Annotated in this window: 15 protein-coding genes; 14 read left to right on the top strand and 1 reads right to left on the bottom strand. The window is 71.2% G+C overall.

Features of this window, described 5'->3' with window-relative positions; translation table 11 throughout:
- The first annotated feature begins 16 nt into the window (after positions 1-16).
- The 9 genes from ftsW to IF19_RS0109455 all read left to right on the top strand — a co-directional run bounded on the left by ftsW (position 17) and on the right by IF19_RS0109455 (position 8,721).
- Positions 17-1,465 (top strand): putative lipid II flippase FtsW, encoded by a 1,449-nt coding sequence (ftsW, locus tag IF19_RS0109495; RefSeq protein WP_170757442.1) that lies wholly within the window; start codon positions 17-19, stop codon positions 1,463-1,465.
- Positions 1,466-1,471: 6 nt separating this feature from the next.
- Positions 1,472-2,560 carry an undecaprenyldiphospho-muramoylpentapeptide beta-N-acetylglucosaminyltransferase gene (murG, locus tag IF19_RS0109490; RefSeq protein WP_030117782.1) on the top strand — a complete coding sequence of 363 codons (1,089 nt, stop codon included), beginning with the start codon at positions 1,472-1,474 and terminating at the stop codon, positions 2,558-2,560.
- Between the two features lie 62 nt (positions 2,561-2,622).
- Entirely contained in the window at positions 2,623-3,417 is a 795-nt protein-coding gene (locus IF19_RS0109485; RefSeq protein WP_030117781.1) for a cell division protein FtsQ/DivIB, read from the top strand.
- A 276-nt stretch (positions 3,418-3,693) separates the two neighbouring features.
- Positions 3,694-4,923 carry a cell division protein FtsZ gene (ftsZ, locus tag IF19_RS0109480; RefSeq protein WP_030121774.1) on the top strand — a complete coding sequence of 410 codons (1,230 nt, stop codon included), beginning with the start codon at positions 3,694-3,696 and terminating at the stop codon, positions 4,921-4,923.
- The gene (pgeF, locus tag IF19_RS0109475) at positions 4,920-5,663 is read left to right on the top strand and encodes a peptidoglycan editing factor PgeF (RefSeq protein ID WP_030117779.1); all 744 of its coding nucleotides are present in this window, start codon (positions 4,920-4,922) and stop codon (positions 5,661-5,663) included. The genes ftsZ and pgeF overlap by 4 nt, the downstream gene beginning before the upstream one ends.
- 3 nt (positions 5,664-5,666) lie before the next feature.
- Positions 5,667-6,386, top strand: coding sequence for a YggS family pyridoxal phosphate-dependent enzyme (locus IF19_RS0109470; protein ID WP_030117778.1), 720 nt, complete (start codon positions 5,667-5,669; stop codon positions 6,384-6,386).
- Positions 6,387-6,511: 125 nt separating this feature from the next.
- The gene (locus IF19_RS0109465) at positions 6,512-7,141 is read left to right on the top strand and encodes a cell division protein SepF (RefSeq protein WP_030117777.1); all 630 of its coding nucleotides are present in this window, start codon (positions 6,512-6,514) and stop codon (positions 7,139-7,141) included.
- 91 nt (positions 7,142-7,232) lie between these two features.
- Positions 7,233-7,517: a YggT family protein gene (locus IF19_RS0109460; protein WP_030117776.1), complete on the top strand. Its 285-nt coding sequence runs from the start codon at positions 7,233-7,235 to the stop codon at positions 7,515-7,517.
- Between the two features lie 49 nt (positions 7,518-7,566).
- A complete protein-coding gene (locus IF19_RS0109455; protein WP_030277292.1) occupies positions 7,567-8,721 on the top strand; it encodes a DivIVA domain-containing protein in 1,155 nt (384 codons plus the stop codon).
- 628 nt (positions 8,722-9,349) lie between these two features.
- Here IF19_RS0109455 and ileS read toward each other — a convergent pair.
- Positions 9,350-12,493: an isoleucine--tRNA ligase gene (gene ileS, locus IF19_RS0109450; RefSeq protein ID WP_030117774.1), complete on the bottom strand. Its 3,144-nt coding sequence runs from the start codon at positions 12,491-12,493 to the stop codon at positions 9,350-9,352.
- A gap of 556 nt (positions 12,494-13,049) precedes the next feature.
- Between ileS and IF19_RS0109445 the strand changes: the two genes are divergently transcribed.
- From IF19_RS0109445 to IF19_RS0109425, 5 genes are all read left to right on the top strand, one after another.
- Positions 13,050-13,859: a TraR/DksA family transcriptional regulator gene (locus tag IF19_RS0109445; protein ID WP_030117773.1), complete on the top strand. Its 810-nt coding sequence runs from the start codon at positions 13,050-13,052 to the stop codon at positions 13,857-13,859.
- A gap of 59 nt (positions 13,860-13,918) precedes the next feature.
- A complete protein-coding gene (lspA, locus tag IF19_RS0109440) occupies positions 13,919-14,509 on the top strand; it encodes a signal peptidase II (protein WP_030117772.1) in 591 nt (196 codons plus the stop codon).
- 43 nt (positions 14,510-14,552) lie between these two features.
- Positions 14,553-15,494, top strand: coding sequence for an RluA family pseudouridine synthase (locus IF19_RS0109435; protein WP_030191712.1), 942 nt, complete (start codon positions 14,553-14,555; stop codon positions 15,492-15,494).
- Positions 15,491-15,976, top strand: coding sequence for a GNAT family N-acetyltransferase (locus IF19_RS0109430; protein WP_030117770.1), 486 nt, complete (start codon positions 15,491-15,493; stop codon positions 15,974-15,976). Before IF19_RS0109435 ends, IF19_RS0109430 begins: the two co-directional genes overlap by 4 nt.
- A 108-nt stretch (positions 15,977-16,084) precedes the next feature.
- Positions 16,085-17,671 carry a Na+/H+ antiporter gene (locus tag IF19_RS0109425; protein WP_030117769.1) on the top strand — a complete coding sequence of 529 codons (1,587 nt, stop codon included), beginning with the start codon at positions 16,085-16,087 and terminating at the stop codon, positions 17,669-17,671.
- The last annotated feature ends 14 nt before the right edge of the window (positions 17,672-17,685 follow it).

The following is a 17,685-nucleotide window of genomic DNA, read 5'->3' as shown; positions in this document are numbered from 1 at the left end:
GGAGGGGACAGCGACAATGCCGGCCGACGAGAGATCCGCCGTACGGCGGGGGAGCGCACGGGCCTCGGTGCCGCGCCCCCTGACCGCGGCGCCCGCCCCGGGCGCCGTGCCGCTGCCCGCGGGCCTCGCCCTGCGCGGACGGCTCGCCACCGGCTCCCGGCGCCCCGAGACGCCCCGCGGCTCCGGACGCGGCGGCTCCGGTCCCCGTACTCCGAGCACCGGACGCGGCGGCGGGCCGCGTCGGGCGTACGAACGGGCACGGCGGGCCTGGGACCGGCCGCTGACCGCCTACTACGTGATCCTCGGCTCCAGCCTCCTGATCACCGTGCTGGGCCTGGTGATGGTCTACTCCGCCTCGATGATCCAGGCGTTGAACCTCAGCAAGCCCGCGACGTACTTCTTCGGCAAACAGTTCGTCGCCGCGGTCATCGGCGGCGGGCTGATGGCCGCCGCCGCCCGCATGCCGGTGAAACTGCACCGGGCGCTGGCCTACCCGATACTGATGGTCACCGTCTTCCTCATGGTGCTGGTCCAGGTGCCGGGGATAGGGATGTCGGTCAACGGCAACCAGAACTGGATCTACCTCGGCGGCCCGTTCCAGCTCCAGCCCAGCGAGTTCGGCAAGCTCGCCCTCATCCTGTGGGGCGCGGACCTGCTCGCCCGCAAGCAGGACAAGCGGTTGCTGACGCAGTGGAAGCACATGCTCGTGCCGCTCGTCCCCGTGGCCTTCATGCTGCTCGGGCTGATCATGCTCGGCGGCGACATGGGGACCGCGATCATTCTCACGGCGATCCTGTTCGGGCTGCTCTGGCTGGCCGGGGCCCCCACGCGGCTCTTCGCCGGAGTGCTGGGGTTCGCCGCCGCGATGGCGGTCCTGCTGATCTGGACCAGCCCCAACCGGATGTCCCGGCTCTCCTGCATGGGCGTCGTCGGCGAACCCGATCCGGAGGCCGGCTGCTGGCAGGCCGCTCACGGAATCTACGCGCTGGCCTCCGGCGGATGGTTCGGTTCCGGGCTGGGTGCGAGTGTGGAAAAATGGGGCCAACTCCCGGAACCCCACACCGACTTCATCTTCGCGATCACCGGTGAGGAACTGGGTCTGGCGGGGACGCTGTCCGTGCTCGCCCTGTTCGCGGCTCTAGGCTATGCGGGTATCCGCGTGGCCGGACGCACGGAGGACCCCTTCGTCAGGTTTGCCGCGGGAGGCGTGACCACCTGGATCATGGCCCAGGCCGTGATCAACATCGGTGCGGTGCTCGGCCTGTTGCCGATTGCCGGTGTCCCGCTCCCGCTGTTCTCCTACGGCGGGTCCGCCCTGCTGCCGACGATGTTCGCGGTCGGGCTCATGATCGCCTTCGCGCGGGACGACCCCGCCGCGAAGACGGCCCTGGCCATGCGGAAGCCCGGGGTGAGATGGAAGACGATGAGACGGCGCGTCAAGAAGCGTTCGTCCGGAGAGCGGTGAATTTCGGTGCATGTCGTACTCGCCGGCGGGGGGACCGCCGGACACATCGAGCCCGCGCTTGCCCTCGCAGACGCCCTGCGCAGGCAGGACCCGACCGTGGGAATCACTGCCCTCGGCACGGAACGCGGACTGGAGACCAGGCTCGTGCCCGAGCGGGGGTACGAGCTGGCGCTCATCCCCGCCGTGCCGTTGCCCCGCAAGCCCACGCCCGAGCTGATCACCGTCCCGGGCCGGCTGCGCGGCACCATCAAGGCCGCCGAGCAGATCCTGGAGCGCACCAAGGCGGACTGCGTGGTCGGCTTCGGCGGTTACGTCGCCCTTCCCGGCTACCTCGCCGCCAAGCGCGCCGGGGTGCCGATCGTGGTCCACGAGGCCAACGCCCGCCCGGGCCTGGCCAACAAGATCGGTTCGCGGTACGCGCACGGGGTCGCCGTCTCCACTCCGGACAGCAAGCTGCGCGGCGCCCGCTACATCGGCATCCCGCTCCGCCGCACCATCGCCACCCTGGACCGCGCCCGGGTCCGGCCGGAGGCCCGCGCCTCCTTCCAGCTCGACCCCAACCTGCCGACGCTGCTGGTCTCCGGCGGCTCGCAGGGCGCGCGCCACCTCAACGAGGTCGTCCAGCGGGTCGCGCCGCTGCTCCAGCGCTCCGGCATCCAGATCCTCCACGTGGTCGGCCCCAAGAACGAACTGCCGCGCGTGGACAACATGCCCGGAATGCCGCCCTACATCCCGGTACCGTACGTGGACCGGATGGACCTCGCGTACGCCGCGGCCGACATGATGCTCTGCCGCGCGGGCGCGATGACCGTCGCCGAACTCTCCGCCGTCGGGCTCCCCGCCGCGTACGTCCCGCTGCCCATCGGCAACGGCGAACAGCGGCTCAATGCCCAGCCGGTGGTCAACGCCGGCGGCGGTCTGCTGGTGGACGACGCGGCGCTCACCCCGGAATGGGTGCAGGGCAACGTCCTGCCGGTACTGTCGGATCCGCACCGGCTGTACGAAATGTCACGTGCCGCGGCGGAGTTCGGCCGGCGCGACGCCGACGACCTGCTCGTCGGCATGGTGTACGAAGCGATCGCCGCGCGCCGTTAGGCGTGCGGCGCGATGCGGTGCGGACCCGGGGCGGGCGCCCCGGGTCCGGCGAAGGAGCGAGCGTGGCCGGACCGACGACCGCCCAGCGCGGCGCACCCGGGCGGACGGACACCTCCGCCCGCCCCCCGCACATCGGCCCCGAGGGGCCCCGGATCGGCCGCCGTCTGCTGCTGGTCCTGATCGGCGTCGCGGCCGCCCTGCTCACCGCGTTCGTGGTCTGGGCCCTCTACGGCTCCTCCTGGTTCCGCGTGGCGGAGGTCCGGACGAGCGGGGTCGAGGTGCTGAGCCGCGAAGAAGTGGAAGCGGCTGCGGCCACTCCGCTCGGCGCCCCCCTCGTCTCCGTGGACACCGACGCCATGGAACGCCGGTTGCGCCAGAAGTTGCCTCGTATCGACACAGTCGACGTCGTTCGGTCGTGGCCGGACGGCATCGGCCTCGAGGTGACCGAGCGGAAACCGGTACTTCTCGTCGAAAAGGGCGGGAAGTTCGTGGAAGTGGACACCGAGGGCGTGCGCTTCGCGACGGTGGACAAGGCCCCGAAGGGCGTTCCCCTGCTGGAACTGGAGCCCGAACCGTCCGTGAGTCTGCGCCGGTTCGGCGAGGACCGCCTGGTGCGGGAAGCCGTCCGGGTCGCCGGCGACCTCCCCGAGGCCGTGGCGTCCGACGCGCAAGCCGTCCGGGTCCTCTCGTACGACGCCATCTCCCTGCGGCTCACCCGCGACCGCGTGGTGACCTGGGGGAGCGGCGAGGACGGGGCGGTCAAGGCGCGTGTCCTGACCGCGCTGATGAAGGCGTCGCCCAAAGCGGAACACTTCGACGTAAGTGCCCCCACCGCCCCGGCGGTTTCGGGGAGTTGACGGGTATTTGTGCTGGCCAGCACCCTGGTTGGTCAGCGCTACGGGTGATCACATAGGGTGAAAAGAAAAACGGGAGGTTCGGCGTGTTCGTTGAACGGGCGCCACTTGTCGACTTAGTGTCCTGTTCGGAAGAGTCCAGGAAGCAGACACACTGTTAACCCTAAACTTGAACGTTAGGGTTTGGGTCGGCGTTCGGACCGTCCCCATCGACATCAGTCGTCGCCGCGGGGCCACCGCAGAGCGACGACACGTAACTCGAGGCGAGAGGCCTTCGACGTGGCAGCACCGCAGAACTACCTCGCAGTCATCAAGGTCATCGGTGTCGGCGGCGGTGGTGTCAATGCCATCAACCGAATGATCGAGGTCGGTCTCAAGGGCGTCGAGTTCATCGCCATCAACACGGACGCACAGGCTCTGTTGATGAGCGACGCCGACGTCAAGCTCGACGTCGGCCGTGAACTCACCCGGGGCCTCGGCGCCGGGGCGAACCCGGCCGTCGGTCGTAAGGCGGCAGAGGACCACCGTGAGGAGATCGAGGAGGTCCTCAAGGGGGCCGACATGGTCTTCGTCACCGCCGGAGAAGGCGGCGGCACCGGCACCGGCGGCGCACCTGTCGTCGCCAACATCGCGCGCTCGCTCGGCGCCCTGACGATCGGTGTGGTCACCCGCCCGTTCACCTTCGAGGGCCGGCGACGCGCGAACCAGGCGGAGGACGGCATCGCCGAGCTCCGCGAAGAGGTCGACACCCTCATCGTCATTCCCAACGACCGCCTGCTGTCCATCTCGGACCGCCAGGTCAGCGTGCTCGACGCGTTCAAGTCGGCCGACCAGGTACTGCTCTCGGGCGTCCAGGGCATCACCGACCTCATCACCACCCCGGGGCTGATCAACCTCGACTTCGCCGACGTCAAGTCGGTCATGTCCGAGGCCGGGTCGGCGCTCATGGGCATCGGTTCGGCGCGCGGCGACGACCGCGCGGTGGCGGCGGCCGAGATGGCGATCTCCTCGCCGCTCCTGGAAGCCTCCATCGACGGCGCCCGTGGGGTCCTGCTCTCCATCTCCGGCGGCAGCGACCTCGGTCTCTTCGAGATCAACGAGGCCGCCCAACTGGTGAGCGAGGCGGCCCACCCCGAGGCCAACATCATCTTCGGGGCCGTCATCGACGACGCCCTGGGCGACGAGGTCCGGGTCACCGTGATCGCCGCCGGCTTCGACGGCGGACAGCCGCCGGCCCGCCGCGAGAACGTGCTCGGCGCCAACAGCGCCAAGCGGGAGGAGCCGGCCGCTCCGGCCAGGCCCGCCACCCCCGAGCCGGTGCGCCCGGCGGGCGGACTCGGCTCCGTTCCGCCGCGCGAGGAGAGCCCGGCCCCGGCCGAGCAGCCGGCCCCCGCGCCGGCCGCGAGCGAGAGCACGCTCCCGCCCGTCTCCCCGCCGCACGTCCCGACGGCCCGTCCCTACCAGGACACCCAGGCCGAAGAGCTGGACGTACCGGACTTCTTGAAGTGATAGGACAGCACCCGGCGGTAGCCGTCACGGGCAGTGCCCACTTCGCCTTCACCGACCGGTGGGGCGGGGTGAGCTCCGCCCCGTACGGTGAGCTCAACCTCGGCGGCGCGGTCGGAGACGACCCCGCCGCCGTCGGCGCGAACCGGGAGCGTGCCGCCCGCGACCTGGGCATCGATCCGGCGCGGGTCGTCTGGATGAACCAGGTGCACGGCCGGGACGTCGCCGTGGTGGACGGGCCCTGGGGCGCGGACGCCGACATCCCTGCGGTGGACGCGGTGGTGACCGCCCGGCGCGGGCTGCCGCTCGCGGTCCTCGCCGCCGACTGCACGCCCGTCCTCCTCGCGGACCCGGTCGCCCGGGTCGCGGGGGCGGCGCACGCCGGGCGGCCGGGACTGGTCGCCGGAGTCGTTCCGGCGACGGTCGAGGCCATGGTCGCGCTCGGCGCACACCCCTCCCGCATCACGGCGCACACCGGGCCGGCCGTCTGCGGCCGGTGCTACGAGGTGCCGGAGGCGATGCGCGCCGAGGTCGCCGAAGCGGTCCCGGGCACCTGGTCCGAGACGAGCTGGGGAACCCCGGCGGTCGACGTCACCGGCGGAGTCCACGCCCAGCTCGCCGCCCTCGGGGTGACGGACCGGCACTCCTCGCCGCACTGCACCCTCGAATCCGGTGACCACTTCTCGTACCGACGCGACCGCACCACCGGGCGGCTCGCCGGATATGTCTGGCTGGACGGATAGGGCATGACGGACCGTAAGGCTGAACTCGCCGCGAACCTCGCGCGGGTGGAGGAGCGGATCGCCGCCTCCTGCGCGGCGGCCGGCCGCGCGCGCGAGGACGTGACCCTCGTCGTGGTCACCAAGACCTACCCCGCGAGCGATGTGCGGATCCTGCGCGAACTCGGTGTGCGCCATGTCGCCGAGAATCGTGACCAGGACGCCGCCCCCAAGGCCGCCGCCTGTGCGGATCTTTCGCTGACATGGCACTTTGTCGGACAGCTGCAGACGAACAAGGTTCGTTCTGTGACCAGTTATGCCGATATCGTGCAGTCGGTGGACCGCCCCAAGCTGGTCACCGCGCTCTCGGCCGCCGCGGTCCGCGGTGAGCGGGAACTCGGCTGTCTGATCCAGGTCGCCCTGGACGCGGAGAGCGGCGAGCGCGGTGAGCGCGGCGGCGTCGCGCCGGACGGGGTCGAGGAGTTGGCGGACGCGATCGCGGCGGCTCCCGGGCTCCGGCTCGGCGGGCTGATGACCGTGGCCCCGCTGGCCGGTGAGTACGCCGGACGGCAACGGGCCGCGTTCGAGCGGCTGATGGAAATCTCATCCCGACTGCGGTCGGCTCATCCGGCTGCGAACATGGTCTCCGCGGGTATGAGCGGGGACTTGGAGGACGCGGTGGCGGCCGGAGCGACACATGTCCGCGTCGGTACGGCGGTACTCGGAGTCCGACCCCGGCTCGGGTAACGTCGCGAAGCAGGTCGGACCACAGCAGAAAATATGGTCATTCCCGCTCATGGCGGGCAGGCCACCGTGGATCGCGGGCACTTGGTGACGAATGCCGATCCACCACAGAGCGGAGGACTCGGAGCATGGCCGGCGCGATGCGCAAGATGGCGGTCTACCTCGGCCTCGTGGAGGACGATGGGTACGACGGCCCGGGGTTCGACCCCGACGACGAATTCGAACCTGAGCCGGAGCCCGAACGCGACCGGCGGCGGCACCAGCCCCCACATCAGGTGGAGCGCGAACGCGAGCGTGAGCGCGAAAGGGACGAACCGGTACGAGTAGTGCAACCGCCCGCTCCGCGCGAGCCGGTTCAGCTCCCCGCGGAAAGCCCGCGACCCGCCCGGATCGCACCCGTGGCGTCCATCACACCTGAACGTCCCAACATGGAGAAGAACGCACCGGTGATCATGCCCAAGGTCGTGTCCGAGCGGGAGCCGTACCGCATCACCACGCTGCACCCCAGGACCTACAACGAGGCCCGTACCATCGGGGAACACTTCCGTGAGGGCACTCCGGTGATCATGAATCTCACGGAGATGGACGATACGGACGCGAAGCGACTTGTCGACTTTGCCGCGGGACTCGTCTTCGGTCTCCATGGCAGCATTGAGCGCGTGACGCAGAAGGTGTTCCTGTTGTCGCCTGCTAACGTCGATGTCACGGCGGAGGACAAGGCCCGCATCGCAGAGGGCGGATTCTTCAACCAGAGCTGAGAACACGACACCGGGAACGACCCGGCCGAGAGGCCGGTGCCGGCCATGAGGCCGGAGCTGACGAGAGCCAGGGGAGAGGGAAGCGCGAGACATGGGCGTCGCACTGGATGTGGTCTACATCGCGCTGATGTGTTTCCTCATCGTGCTGATCTTCCGGCTGGTCATGGACTACGTCTTCCAGTTCGCACGTTCATGGCAACCCGGCAAGGCGATGGTGGTGGTCCTTGAGGCCACCTACACTGTCACCGATCCACCGCTCAAGCTTCTGCGGCGGTTCATTCCGCCGCTGCGTCTCGGGGGCGTGGCACTCGACCTGTCCTTCTTCGTTCTGATGATCATCGTCTACATCCTGATCAGCGTTGTGATCAAGTTGTGAGCGATACGGTCTTGCCGACTGCCGACGACTACGTAGAGGTGAAGAAGAGATGCCGTTGACCCCCGAGGACGTGCGGAACAAGCAGTTCACGACCGTCCGCCTCCGAGAAGGCTATGACGAGGACGAGGTCGATGCCTTTCTCGACGAGGTCGAATCGGAGCTGACCCGTCTGCTCCGCGAGAACGAGGACCTGCGCGCCAAGCTGGCCGCCGCGACGCGTGCCGCCGCGCAGAACCAGCAGCAGCAACAGCAGCAGCAGGGTATGCGCAAGCCCCCGGAGCAGCAGGACCGGCCCGGGGCCCCCGTGCCCGCCGCCATATCGGGACCGCCGCAGCAGCAGCAGCAGCCGCAGATGGGTCCGCCCCAGCTGCCCGGTGGCGCGCCGCAGCTGCCCGCAGGTCCCAGTGGTCACGGCCCCCAGGGTGGCCACGGCCCCGGTCCGCAGGGCCCGCACGGCCCCGGCCCGATGCAGGGCGGTCCCATGGGTGGCCCGATGGGCGGCCCCATGGGTCAGCACCCCCAGCAGCAGATGCAGCAGATGCAGCCGCCGCAGATGCAGCAGCAGGGGCAGGGCCCCGGTGGCGACAGCGCCGCCCGTGTCCTCTCGCTCGCGCAGCAGACCGCCGACCAGGCGATCGCGGAGGCCCGTTCCGAGGCCAACAAGATCGTCGGCGAGGCGCGCAGCCGCGCCGAGGGCCTGGAGCGGGACGCCCGTGCCAAGGCGGACGCCCTGGAGCGGGACGCGCAGGAGAAGCACCGCGTGGCGATGGGCTCGCTGGAGTCCGCCCGCGCGACGCTGGAGCGCAAGGTCGAGGACCTGCGCGGCTTCGAGCGCGAGTACCGCACGCGGCTGAAGTCGTACCTGGAGAGCCAGCTGCGTCAGCTGGAGACCCAGGCGGACGACTCGCTCGCCCCGCCGCGGACCCCGGCCGCGGCTTCGCTGCCGCCGTCCCCGTCGCTGGCCCCGGCCGGTGCGGGTGCGATGGGTCACTCCATGGGCAGCTCCAGCCACGGTGGGCACGGCGGCCAGCAGATGGGTGGCGGTCAGTCCTCGCTGGGCGGCGCGCCGTCCTACGGCGGCCAGCAGCAGATGTCGCCCGCGATGACGCAGCCGATGGCGCCGGTGCGGCCGCAGGCGCCGCAGCCGATGCAGCAGGCGCCGTCGCCGATGCGCGGGTTCCTGATCGACGAGGACGACAACTGAGCGGGGCGCGCTCGCTGAGCGCGTAGCCGTCGGCAGGCTGAGGGCCGGGCCCCGGGGATTTTCCCCGGGGCCCGGCCCTTTGGCGTGGGCCCCGGCCACCGGGGCGGGCCGGGCTGGGGGCGGGCGCCTGCGGCGGGCTGTTCCCCTCCCCGCCCCTTCCCGAAACCGGGGCTCCGCCCCGGACCCCGCTCCTCAAACGCCGGAGGGGCTGGGAGATGGAGACTGCGGGTGACTCCGCTCCAGGCTCCGCTCCTCAAGTGCCGGAGAGGCTGGGAAGACGAAGACTGCGGGTGGTGCTGCGCCGGGCTCCGTTCCTCAAGTGCCGGAGAGGCTGGGAAGACGAAGACTGCGGGTGGTGCTGCGCCGGGCTCCGTTCCTCAAGTGCCGGAGGGGTTGGGAGCACGAAGATTGCCGGTGGTGCTGCGCCGGGTCCCGTTCCTCAAGTGCCGGAAGGGCTGGGAAGACGAAGACCGCGGGTGGTGCTGTGCCGGGTCCCGTTCCTCAAGTGCGGGAGAGGCTGGGAGATGTCCTCGGTAGTGCCGGGCGGACCGGATGGGAGGGCCTGTGCGGGTACGCGGGAGGGCCCGCCGGGTCGGCGGGCCCTCCTGGTCGTGCGGGTCGGGTGCGGCTACCGCTTGCGGAGGCGGAACGTGAGGGACAGGCCCTCGTCCTCGAAGGGGGTGCCGTACGTCTCGTCCGCCTCGCCCTGTGCGTAGTCCGGGGCGAGCACCTCCTCCGCGATGAGGGAGGCGTGCTCGGTGAGGGCCTCGGCCGTCGCGGGGGACGTCGAGGTCCAGCGGACGGCGATACGGTCCGCCACGTCCAGGCCGCTGTTCTTGCGGGCCTCCTGGATCAGGCGGATCGCGTCACGGGCCAGACCGGCGCGGCGCAGTTCCGGGGTGATCTCCAGGTCCAGGGCGACCGTCGCGCCCGAGTCCGAGGCGACCGACCAGCCCTCGCGCGGGGTCTCCGTGATGATGACCTCGTCGGGGGCGAGGGCGATCCGTTCGCCCTCCACCTCCACCGACGCCGTGCCTTCGCGCAGGGCCTGGGAGAGCGCCGCCGCGTCCGCGTTCGCCACGGCCTTCGCCACGGCCTGGACGCCCTTGCCGAACCGCTTGCCCAGGGCGCGGAAGTTGGCCTTCGCCGTCGTGTCGACCAGCGAGCCGCCGACCTCGGAGAGCGACGCCAGCGACGAGACGTTCAGCTCCTCCGTGATCTGGGCGCGCAGTTCGGAGGAGAGGTGCTCGAAGCCGCTCGCCGCGACCAGCGCGCGGGAGAGGGGCTGGCGCGTCTTCACGCCGGACTCGGCACGGGTCGCCCGGCCCAGCTCCACCAGGCGGCGCACCAGCGCCATCTGCGAGGAGAGCGTCGGGTCGACCGCCGAGGTGTCCGCCGTGGGCCACGACGACAGGTGGACCGACTCCGGGGCGCCCGGGGTGACCGGGACGACCAGGTCCTGCCAGACCCGCTCGGTGATGAACGGGACCAGCGGGGCCATCAGCCGCGTGACCGTCTCGACCACTTCGTGCAGCGTGCGCAGCGCGGCCTTGTCGCCCTGCCAGAAGCGGCGGCGGGAGCGGCGGACGTACCAGTTGGAGAGGTCGTCGACGAACGCCGAGAGCAGCTTGCCGGCGCGCTGGGTGTCGTAGCTCTCCAGCGCGACCGTCATCTGCTCGACCAGCGCGTTGAGTTCGCTCAGCAGCCAGCGGTCCAGGACCGTGCGGTCCGCCGGGGCCGGGTCGGCCTCCGAGGGCGCCCAGCCGGAGGTGCGCGCGTACAGGGCCTGGAAGGCGACCGTGTTCCAGTACGTCAGGAGGGTCTTGCGGACGACCTCCTGGATCGTGCCGTGGCCCACCCGGCGGGCCGCCCACGGGGAGCCGCCGGCGGCCATGAACCACCGCACCGCGTCCGCCCCGTGCTGGTCCATCAGCGGGATCGGCTGGAGGATGTTGCCCAGGTGCTTGGACATCTTGCGGCCGTCCTCGGCGAGGATGTGGCCCAGGCAGACCACGTTCTCGTAGGACGACTTGTCGAAGACCAGGGTGCCGACCGCCATCAGCGTGTAGAACCAGCCGCGGGTCTGGTCGATGGCCTCCGAGATGAACTGCGCCGGGTAGCGGCTCTCGAAGACTTCCTTGTTCTTGTACGGGTAGCCCCACTGCGCGAACGGCATCGAGCCCGAGTCGTACCAGGCGTCGATGACCTCCGGGACGCGGTACGCCTCCAACTGGCAGTTCTCGTGCGTGCAGGTGAAGGTGATCTCGTCGATGAAGGGGCGGTGGGGGTCGAGGGACGACTGGTCCCGGCCCGTCAGCTCCGTCAGTTCCGCCCGCGAGCCCACGCACGTCAGGTGGTCGTCCTCGCAGCGCCAGATCGGCAGCGGCGTGCCCCAGTAGCGGTTGCGGGAGAGCGCCCAGTCGACGTTGTTGTTCAGCCAGTCGCCGAACCGGCCGTTCTTGACCGAGTCCGGGAACCAGTTGGTCTTCTCGTTCTCCTGGAGCAGCTTGTCCTTGACCGCCGTCGTGCGGATGTACCAGGACGGCTGCGCGTAGTAGAGCAGTGCCGTGTGGCAGCGCCAGCAGTGCGGATAGCTGTGCTCGTACGGGACGTGGCGGAAGAGCTTGCCGCGCGCGTCCAGGTCCGCGGCGAGGGCCTCGTCGGCCTTCTTGAAGAAGACGCCGCCGACCAGCGGCAGGTCCTCCTCGAAGGTGCCGTCGGGGCGGACCGGGTTGACCACCGGGAGGCCGTAGGAGCGGCAGACCACGAGGTCGTCGGCGCCGAAGGCGGGGGACTGGTGGACCAAACCGGTACCGTCCTCGGTGGTGACGTACTCGGCGTTGACCACGTAATGGGCCTCCGCCGGGAAGTCGACCAGGGCGAAGGGGCGTTCGTAGGTCCAGCGTTCCATCTCGGCGCCGGTGAAGGACTCGCCGGTCGTCTCCCAGCCCTCGCCGAGCGCCTTCTCCAGCAGCGGTTCGGCGACGACGAGCTTCTCCTCGCCGTTCGTCGCGACGACGTAGCGGACCTCGGGGTGCGCGGCGACCGCCGTGTTGGAGACCAGCGTCCAGGGTGTGGTCGTCCAGACCAGCAGCGACGCCTCGCCGGCCAGCGGGCCCGACGTCAGGGGGAAGCGGACGAAGACCGAGGGGTCGACGACCGTCTCGTACCCCTGGGCCAGCTCGTGGTCGGACAGGCCGGTGCCGCAGCGGGGGCACCAGGGGGCGACGCGGTGGTCCTGGACCAGCAGGTCCTTGGCGAAGATCTCCTTCAGCGACCACCACACGGAGTCCACGTACTCCGGGTCCATCGTGCGGTACGCGTCGTCCAGGTCGACCCAGTAGCCCATCCGGGTCGTCAGCTCGGCGAAGGCGTCGGTGTGCCGGGTCACCGACTCACGGCACTTGGCGTTGAACTCGGCGATGCCGTACGCCTCGATGTCCTTCTTGCCGTTGAAGCCCAGCTCCTTCTCGACCGCCAGCTCGACCGGCAGGCCGTGGCAGTCCCAGCCGGCCTTGCGGCCCACGTGGTAGCCCTGCATGGTGCGGAAGCGGGGGAAGACGTCCTTGAAGACGCGGGCCTCGATGTGGTGGGCGCCCGGCATGCCGTTGGCGGTGGGCGGTCCCTCGTAGAAGACCCACTCGGGGCGGCCCTCGGACTGCTCCAGGCTCTTGGCGAAGACCTTGCTCTCGCGCCAGAAGTCGAGCACGGCGTGCTCCAGCGCGGGAAGGTCGACCTGGGCGGGCACCTGGCGGTACTGCGGCGATGTCATGTGCGGCTTCCTCCGGCGGACGTCTTCCACTTCCGTCGGAGGGACGAGAGCGTCTCGGCTCCCGCGGTACCACCCTCCTTGGCCCCGGGCGTGCGCCCGCGGCCCCCTCATTGGGGTGCGATGCCGGGTCTAGTGGCCCCGCGCCGTGGAGTCCACGGTCCGGGGTGTTCTTCCGGCGGCTCCGGGGTGATCTTCACGACGCGCTCGCCCCCGGGCTCCCACCGTCCCCGGGTCGCTCTCGGCTGCGTACGGCGCTACTCGTCCCGTCCCTGCCTCTCGCTGGGGCCAGTGTACGGGCCTGTACGGGCGACGGCCGACCGGTTATCGGGGGTGCGCGGGCGTGACCCGTGTGGCGGGACGGGCCCGAGGGACCGGCGACGGGGCCAGCGGGCCGGATTACCCGGCGGTGAGCTGGGCACAACGGTGGGAGGTGTGCCACGACCGGACGCGGGGGAAGGGGAGCGGGCGGCGTGCCCCGTTGCCGCGGGGCTGGAGTCGATTTATCGTCCCAGCACGATTCGCGAGCAAGATCACAATATGTGAAGGGGCCGCGGCCATGGTGGCGAAGAAGACGGCGGACGAGACCGCGGCCGAGCACGACGACGCCCACGAGCCACCGGCCGGAACCGTGAAGAAGGCGGCCGGGAGGGCGGCGAAGAAGGCCGCGGACAAGACGGCCGGCGGGAGCACCGGGAAGGCCGCCGCCAAGAAGACGGCGGCGAAGAAGAAGAGCGCCGCCAGGAAGACGGCGGCGAAGAAGGCCGTGAAGACGGCGGCCGGCACGGAGCCGGCCGACGAGCAGGACGCCGCCGAGAAGGCGTCGGACAAGGCCGCACCGGCGGCCACGGAGGCGGCCCCGGCCGCCGAGCAGACGGGAGCCCCCACGGTGGTAGCCAAGAAGAGCGCGAGTCGTCCCGCAGCAGGCGCGGGGGCCGCCGCCCCCGTGCCGCCCGCCCGTGCCGCCGCTCCCGACGAGTTGGCCGTCCGGCCCGGCGAGGATCCCTGGACGCCCGAGGAGGTCACCGAGGCGCGCACCCTGCTGACCAGCGAGGTCCTGCGGCTCCGCAGCGAGCTGGAGACGTCCGGCGCGGCCCTGGCCGGGCTGATGCGGGACTCCGGCGACGGCGCGGGCGACGACGAGGCCGACACCGGCACCAAGAACATCACCCGCGAGCACGAGCTGGCCCTCGCGGCCAACGCCCAGGAGATGCTGGAGCAGACCGAGCGGGCGCTGGCCCGGCTGGAGGCGGGGACGTACGGGCTCTGCGAGATCTGCGGCAAGCCGATCGGCAAGGCGCGGATGCAGGCGTTCCCCCGGGCGACCCTCTGCGTCGAGGACAAGCAGAAGCAGGAGCGGCGCGGCTGATCCGCACAGGTGTGCCGTACCCTCATCCGAAGGCAGGCACCTAGGGTTGAGGGACTCACGTGGCAGAGGCGGAGCGCATCATCGGTACGCCGGAGAACCCCGATGTCGAGGGCGCGGACGAGGGCGGCAGCACCGCCGCCGACGCCGCCGCGAACGCGGTCAGGGGCAAGCGGAAGGTGCTCGCCCTGCTGACCGTGGCCGTCGTGGCCTACGCGCTGGACCTGGTCACGAAGATGATCGTGGTGGCGAAGCTGGAGCACCAGCCGCCGATCGACATCATCGGGGACTGGCTGCAGTTCCGGGCGATCCGGAACCCGGGCGCCGCGTTCGGGTTCGGCGAGGCGTTCACGGTGATCTTCACCATCATCGCCGCCGGGGTGATCGTGGTCATCGTCCGGCTCGCCCGCAAGCTCTACAGCCTGCCGTGGGCCATCGCCCTGGGACTCCTCCTGGGCGGTGCGCTCGGCAACCTCACCGACCGCCTCTTCCGGGCCCCGGGCGTGTTCGAGGGCGCGGTGGTCGACTTCATCGCCCCCAAGCATTTCGCCGTCTTCAACCTCGCCGACTCCGCCATCGTCTGCGGCGGCATCCTCATCGTGATCCTCTCCTTCAAGGGCCTGGACCCCGACGGGACCGTCCACAAGGACTGACCGGGCTGTACGGGGAGCGTGTCGCGCAAGGCATACTCGACTGGTGAGTACGCACCCCGAGATCCGCACCCTGCCCGTACCGGACGGTCTGGAGGGCGAGCGCGTCGACGCCGCCATCGCCCGCATGTTCGGCTTCTCCCGCACCAAGGCCGCCGAGCTGGCCGCCGCCGGGAAGGTCCAGGTGGACGGCTCGGTGGCCGGGAAGTCCGAGCGGGTCCACGGGGGCGCCTGGCTGGAGGTGGAGATGCCGCAGGCCGCTCCGCCGGTCCAGATCGTCGCCGAGCCCGTCGAGGGCATGGAGATCGTCCACGACGACGACGACATCGTGGTCATCGTGAAGCCGGTCGGCGTCGCCGCCCACCCCAGCCCCGGCTGGACCGGCACCACCGTCATCGGCGGCCTCGCCGCCGCCGGGTACCGGATCTCGACCTCCGGCGCCGCCGAGCGCCAGGGCATCGTCCACCGCCTCGACGTCGGCACCTCCGGACTGATGGTCGTCGCCAAGTCCGAGCGCGCGTACACCCTGCTCAAGGCCCAGTTCCGCGACCGGGTCGTCGAGAAGAAGTACCACGCCCTCGTCCAGGGCCACCCGGACCCGATGAGCGGCACCATCGACGCCCCCATCGGCCGCCACCCCAACCACGACTACAAGTGGGCGGTCACCGCCGAGGGCAAGCCGTCGGTGACCCATTACGACCTGATCGAGGCGTACCGCTCCGCCAGCCTCCTCGACATCAAGTTGGAGACGGGCCGCACCCACCAGATCCGGGTCCACATGTCGGCTCACCGCCACCCCTGCGTCGGGGACATCACCTACGGCGCGGACCCCACGCTGGCCAAGCGCCTCAAGCTGACCCGGCAGTGGCTGCACGCCGTCCGGCTGGGCTTCGAGCACCCGGCGGACGGGAGCTGGGTGGAGTTCTCCAGCGAGTACCCCGCCGATCTGCGGCAGGCCCTCGACACCATCGCGGCGGAGAGCCAGTGACGCCCGGACCCGGCGCGTACAGCACGCGCAGGGCCGTCGAGGAGAGCGATCTGGCGGCCTGCTTCCAGGTCCGCAAGGACGTCTTCGTCGGCGAGCAGAACGTGCCCGAGAGGCTGGAGTACGACGCGTACGACGCGACCGCCGTGCACGTGCTGGCCGTCGCGGCGGACGGCACCGCGCTCGGCACCGGGCGCCTGCTGCACGGCGCGGCCGCGGCCGGGAAGACCGGCGGCGCCCCGGGCGTCGGCTCGCTCGGCCGGCTCGCCGTGGGCCGGGAGGCCCGGGGCCTCGGGGTCGGCGCGGCGCTCGTCCGCGCCATCGAGGACGAGGCGCGCGCACTCGGCCTGACCGCCGTCGACCTGCACGCCCAGACCCACGCCCTCGGCTTCTACGAGCGGCTCGGATACGTCGCGTACGGCCCCGAATTCCCCGACGCGGGCATGCCGCACCGGGCGATGCGGCGGGAGATCCACCCGGCCTGAGTGCCGGAAGAGGGGGGTATCGGCCGAATCGTGCACCGTGCATGGCAGGGTGGACCCCTGTTCGGCCGCTTGTGACCCGCCGGACCCGCACGCTCCGGAAGGCCACCCGTGGAACAGATGTCCCTCCTGCTCCTGCTGCTGCTCGGAGCCGTGGTCACGGTGCCGCTGGGCGACCGGCTCGGGCTGCCCGCCCCGGTGCTGATGACCCTCGCCGGCGTCGCGATGGCGTTCATGCCGTTCGTCCCGAACGTCGACATCCCGCCGGAGATCATCCTCCCCGCCCTGCTCCCGCCGCTGCTCTACGCGACGGTGCAGCGCACCTCCTGGAGGCAGTTCGCCGCCAACCGGCGCCCGATCTTCCTGCTGGCCGTCGCCCTCGTGTTCGTCACCACGGCCGCCGTCGCCGCGGTCGCCAACGCCATCGTGCCGGGGCTGCCGATCGCCGCGGCCGTCGCGCTCGGCGCGCTCGTCGCCCCGCCCGACCCGGTCGCCGCGACGGCCGTGGCGGGCTCGGTGGGGCTGCCGCGGCGGCTGGTGTCGATCCTGGAGGGCGAGGGCCTCTTCAACGACGTGACCGCCATCGTGCTCTACCACGTGGCGATCGCCGCCGCCGTCAGCGGCACCTTCTCGCTCCCCGAGGCGTTCGGGCTGCTGGTCCTCTCCGCGGTCGTCGCGGTGGCCGTCGGCCTCGCGCTCGGCTGGGTCACCATCAAGCTGATGAACCTGCTCGGCGACGCCACGCTCCAGGTGGGCCTGACCCTGCTGGTGCCCTTCGTCGCCTACGTCCTCGCCGAGGAGCTGGAGGGCTCCGGGGTGCTGGCCGTGCTGACCGTGGCCCTGTTCCTCGCCGAGCACACCGCCGACGCCGACGACGTGCTGGGCCGGCTCACCGGACGTACCTTCTGGGACATCGTCGACACCCTCGTCACCGGCGTGGCCTTCGGGCTGATCGGCCTGGAGCTGCACACGGTGTTCGGCACCGCCGACGGGCACGCCCTGGAGATGGTCGGCTGGGGGCTCGCGGTCGTCGCGGTCGTCGTCGGCGTACGGCTGCTCTGGCTGCTCCCCGCAACCTGGCTGGCCAAACGGCTGCACACCCGGCGCGACGTCAGCGAGGAGATCCCCACCAGCTGGCGCGAGACCGTGGTGATGTGGTGGGCGGGGATGCGCGGGGTGGCCTCCGTCGCCCTGGCGCTGGCGATCCCGCTGGAGACCGACGACGGGCAGCCCTTCCCCGGCCGCGAGGAGATCATCTTCATCGCGTTCGCCGTGATCATGGCCACCCTGGTCTTCCAGGGGCTCACCCTGCCCTGGCTGGTGCGGAAGCTGAACGTCCGGGCCGACACCGCCGCCGAGGAGGCCCTGGAGCGCGACCTCGCGATCCGGGCCGCCAAGGCCGCCAAGTACCGGCTCAAGGAGATCCAGGAGGTCGAGGAGTTCCCCGAGGAGGTGGTGGAGCGGCTCCAGCGCGCCGCGTACGACATCGGCGCCCGGATCAGCCCCGACATGGTCGACGAGGAGCGGCGCGAGGCGGTCGCCAAGCGGGCGGAGCGCTTCAAGGCGATCAGCCGCGTCCAGCGCGAGATGATGTCGGCCGCCCGCCACGAAGTGCTCTCCGCGCGCAGCGAGCCCGGCTCCGACCCGGAGGTCGTGGACCGGGTGCTGCAGTACCTGGACTACCGCTCGCTGCGGTGAGCCCGGGGCGCCCG

The sequence above is a fragment of the Streptomyces californicus genome (assembly GCF_000717645.1).
In the GTDB taxonomy this organism is placed as follows: domain Bacteria; phylum Actinomycetota; class Actinomycetes; order Streptomycetales; family Streptomycetaceae; genus Streptomyces; species Streptomyces californicus.
This window is presented reverse-complemented; position numbering and strand designations above follow the sequence as displayed.